The following is a 3838-nucleotide window of genomic DNA, read 5'->3' as shown; positions in this document are numbered from 1 at the left end:
CGCGCCTCGGCCAGCGCCGCGCTCAGCGCCTCCCGCTCGGAGGCCGAGCCGCGCGGCGGCGCCGGGGGAACGGAGGCGAGGTTGGGGTAGGCGCCCTCCGCCCCGGGCGGCAAGGGCCTGCCCTGCAAGGGCTCGCCAAAGGCGTTCTTCCAGAATTCCAGCGGCCCCTCAGAGGGGGTGCCGACGCAGCCCGCCAAGGGCAGGGCCAGCAGCAGCAACAGCGCCACCGGCAGGCCCGGCCCCGCTTGCTGAGGCCGGGGGCGGGCACTACCGTGCCAGGGGCTCCGACCGCCATGCTGCTCCATGCTTCGCCCTTTCCGACCGATGGCCCGGGATAGCCCGAAAGCCTCGCAGGGTGAAGCGCCGGGCCGGCGGGCCGGGCCGACGATGGGCACAGAAGAGCGCGAAGGCGCGGAGGGAAGCATGGCGCAGAACGACACCCCCCCGGATCCCGGCGCCTTCCGCATGCCGGACCCCGCCCTGGTCAGCCGCACCATGGCCGATGTCGCCGAGCGCGGGCAGCGCATCGTCGCCGATTTCCTGAAGCGCCAGGCCGGCGAGGGGCTGGACGGCGCCCCCGGCGCCGACCCCAGCCATATCGGCAGCGCCTTCATGGAGATGACGACCCGGCTGATGGCCAACCCGGCGCGGCTGATGCAGGCGCAGCTGGGCTTCTGGCAGGACTACCTGACGCTGTGGCAGAACACCGCCCGCCGCATCTGGGGCGGCGAGGAGGTGTCCCCCGTCATCGCCGAGGACCCGAAGGACCGCCGCTTCAAGGACGAGGCCTGGCGCGAGAACGAGGTGTTCGACTTCATCAAGCAGTCCTACCTGCTCTCGGCGCGCTACTTCACCAATGTCGCGCACGCCGCCGACGACCTCGACCCCAAGACGGCGCAGAAGGTCGATTTCTACACGCGGCAATTCGTCGACGCGATGAGCCCGTCCAACTTCCTGATGACCAACCCGGAGGTTCTGCGCCGCACCGCCGAGACGGGCGGCGAGAATCTGCTGCGCGGCCTGCAGAACCTGCTCTCCGACCTCGAGCGCGGCAAGGGCAAGCTGCGCATCCGCATGACGGACGAGACCAAGTTCCAGATCGGCGAGAACATCGCCGTCTCGCCCGGCAAGGTCGTCTACCAGAACGACCTGATGCAGCTGATCCAGTACAGCCCCGCCACCGGGACGGTGCTGAAGCGGCCCCTGCTGATCATCCCGCCCTGGATCAACAAGTTCTACATCCTCGACCTGCGTCCCAAGAACAGTTTTGTCCGGTGGGCGGTCGCCCAGGGGCACACCGTCTTCATGGTCTCCTGGGTCAACCCCGACGAGACGCTCGCGCAGAAGAGTTTCGAGGACTACATGATCGAGGGCGTCTACGCCGCGCTCGACGCCATCCAGAAGGCAACCGGGGAGAAGGCGGTCAACGCCATCGGCTACTGCCTGGGCGGCACGCTGCTGGCCTCGACGCTCGCCCATATGGCGGTGAAGAAGGACACGCGGATCAAATCCGCCACCTTCTTCACCACCATGGTCGACTTCGCCGAGGCCGGCGAACTCTCCGTCTTCATCGACGAGGAGCAGCTGCAATCGCTGGAAGAGCGCATGCAGAAGCGCGGCTATCTGGAGGGGCGCGAAATGGCGACCACCTTCAACATGCTGCGCGCCAACGACCTGATCTGGTCCTTCGTCGTGCAGAACTACCTGCTGGGGCAGGAGCCCTTCCCCTTCGACCTGCTCTACTGGAACGACGACAGCACCCGCATGCCGGCGGCCATGCACAGCTTCTACCTGCGCCGCATGTACCAGCAGAACGACCTGGTGAAGCCCGGCGCCATCAGCCTCGGCGGCGTCGATCTCGACCTGCGCAAGATCAAGCTGCCCACCTACATCCTCTCGACGCGCGAAGACCACATCGCGCCCTGGAAGAGCACCTACCGCGCGACCCAGATCTACCAGGGCCCGGTGCGCTTCGTGCTCGCCGCGTCGGGCCATATCGCGGGCGTCGCCAACCCGCCGGAATCCGGCAAGTACAGCCATTGGGTGGCGGACAGCCTGCCCCCCGCCCCCGAGGACTGGTTCGCCAGCGCCACCGAGCTGGCCGGCTCCTGGTGGCCGGATTGGCATCGCTGGGTGTCGGGGCTGGACAAGGCGCAGGTGAAGGCGCGCATCCCCGGAGAGGGTGGGCTTCCCGCGCTGGAGGACGCGCCCGGGAGCTATGTGAAGGTCATGGCGACCGATTGAAAAAAGCCCGGGGGAATGAATTCCCCCGGACCCCCTGCTTTTTTCTGTCAGGCTGCCGCCATCTCCCGGACAGGCGGGCCGCTGCCCTGGGCCGGAGCGACCCGGAGAAGTGCAGCGGCCACCGTCCCGGCCATGACCGGCAGCTGACAGAAAAACCTATTCCGCCGGCGCCAGCTCCTGCTCCACCAGCGAGGACCAGAAGGCGATGCCCATCGGCAGGATGGCATCGTTGAAATTGTAGCGCGGATGATGGGTGGAGAAGTTGGGCTTGCCCTCCTCCGCCTGGCCCAGCCGGATGAAGCAGCCCGGCACCGCCAGCGCCATGTAGGAGAAATCCTCGCCCCCCATGGTCGGGGGGCTGTTCTTCACCACCCGCTCCTCGCCAGCCAGCTTCGCCGCCGCCAGCTGCGCGCGCTCCACCGGACCGTCGCTGTTCACCACCGGCGGATAGCCGCGCTCGTAGAGGATCTCGACGCTGGCGCCATGCGCGGTGGCGGTCGCCGTCGCCACCTCGGTCAGCAGGCGCTGCATGGCGTCGCGCGTCTCGGGGCGCAGCGTGCGCACCGTGCCCTCGATCACCACCTCCTCGGGGATGACGTTGCAGGCGCTGCCGCCATGGATGCTGCACAGCGACAGCACCGCCGAATCCAGCGGGTCCACCCGGCGGCTGACCACGCTCTGCAACGCCACCACGATATGCGAGGCCACCAGCACCGGATCCAGCGCTTGGTGCGGCCGCGCCGCATGGCCGCCCAGGCCCCGCACCTTCAGCGTCACCGTGTCGGCCGCCGCATTGGTGGTGCCGCGGGTGATGATGAACTGCCCCTTCGGCACGTTGGACCCGTTGTGGATGCCATAGACGGCATCGCAGGGGAAACGCTGGAACAGCCCCTCCTCCACCATCACCCGGCCGCCGCCGCCCTTCTCCTCGGCCGGCTGGAAGATGAAATGCACGGTGCCCTCGAAATCCCGCGTCTCCGACAGGTAGCGCGCGGCGCCCAGCAGCATGGCGGTGTGCCCGTCATGGCCGCAGGCATGCATCACGCCGGGCTTGGTGGAGGCGTAAGGCACACCCGTCTCCTCCAGGATCGGCAGCGCGTCCATGTCGGCGCGCAGCCCGATGGCACGGCCGGCATTGCTGCCCTGGCGCTTGCCCTGCAGCGTGCCCACCAGCCCCGTGCCGGCGATGCCGCGCGTCACCGCGATGCCCCAGCTCGCCAGCTTCTCCGCCACGAAATCGCTGGTCTGCACCTCATCGAAGGACAGTTCGGGGTTGGCGTGCAGATGGCGGCGCCAGGCGGTCGCCTCCTCGGCGATGGCGGCGATCTGGGGGTCGGTGTCCTGCGGCATGGGGCGGCTTCCCTGTCTGTGGGAGGGTGAGCCTCCGCCTCTCCGGCGCGAAGGGCAACAGGGGGAAGGCAACTATTCCCCTTCCATGACATCTTCCGGAAACGGCAACGGGCCGGGAGGTCGCCCCCCCGGCCCGTCTCACGCCTCAGCCACGAAAGCTCAGCGCGAGCTGTCGCGGAAATCGCCATCGCGCCAGTTGCGGTCCTTGCCGCGGGCCGCCGCCGGGTGGCCTGCACGGCCCGGG

The 3838-nt window shown here is 68.8% G+C and carries 2 protein-coding genes and 1 pseudogene; 1 reads left to right on the top strand and 2 read right to left on the bottom strand.

The genetic code is table 11. The annotated features are described in order from the left end of the window. Window positions 1-227, bottom strand: a pseudogene (locus tag HMPREF0731_RS25320) (hypothetical protein); the annotation flags it as partial. Window positions 228-423: 196 nt separating this feature from the next. Between HMPREF0731_RS25320 and HMPREF0731_RS10850 the strand changes: the two are divergent. Further along, window positions 424-2244 carry a PHA/PHB synthase family protein gene (locus tag HMPREF0731_RS10850; RefSeq protein ID WP_040612671.1) on the top strand — a complete coding sequence of 607 codons (1821 nt, stop codon included), beginning with the start codon at window positions 424-426 and terminating at the stop codon, window positions 2242-2244. A 156-nt stretch (window positions 2245-2400) separates the two neighbouring features. On the opposite strand, the gene HMPREF0731_RS10845 is transcribed toward HMPREF0731_RS10850, so the two are convergent. Then, complete coding sequence (locus tag HMPREF0731_RS10845; RefSeq protein WP_007004163.1) at window positions 2401-3594, bottom strand: M20 aminoacylase family protein; 1194 nt, start codon at window positions 3592-3594, stop codon at window positions 2401-2403. Window positions 3595-3838: the final 244 nt, after the last annotated feature.

The organism is Pseudoroseomonas cervicalis ATCC 49957, assembly GCF_000164635.1.
Classification (GTDB): Bacteria; Pseudomonadota; Alphaproteobacteria; order Acetobacterales; family Acetobacteraceae; genus Pseudoroseomonas; species Pseudoroseomonas cervicalis.
This window is presented reverse-complemented; position numbering and strand designations above follow the sequence as displayed.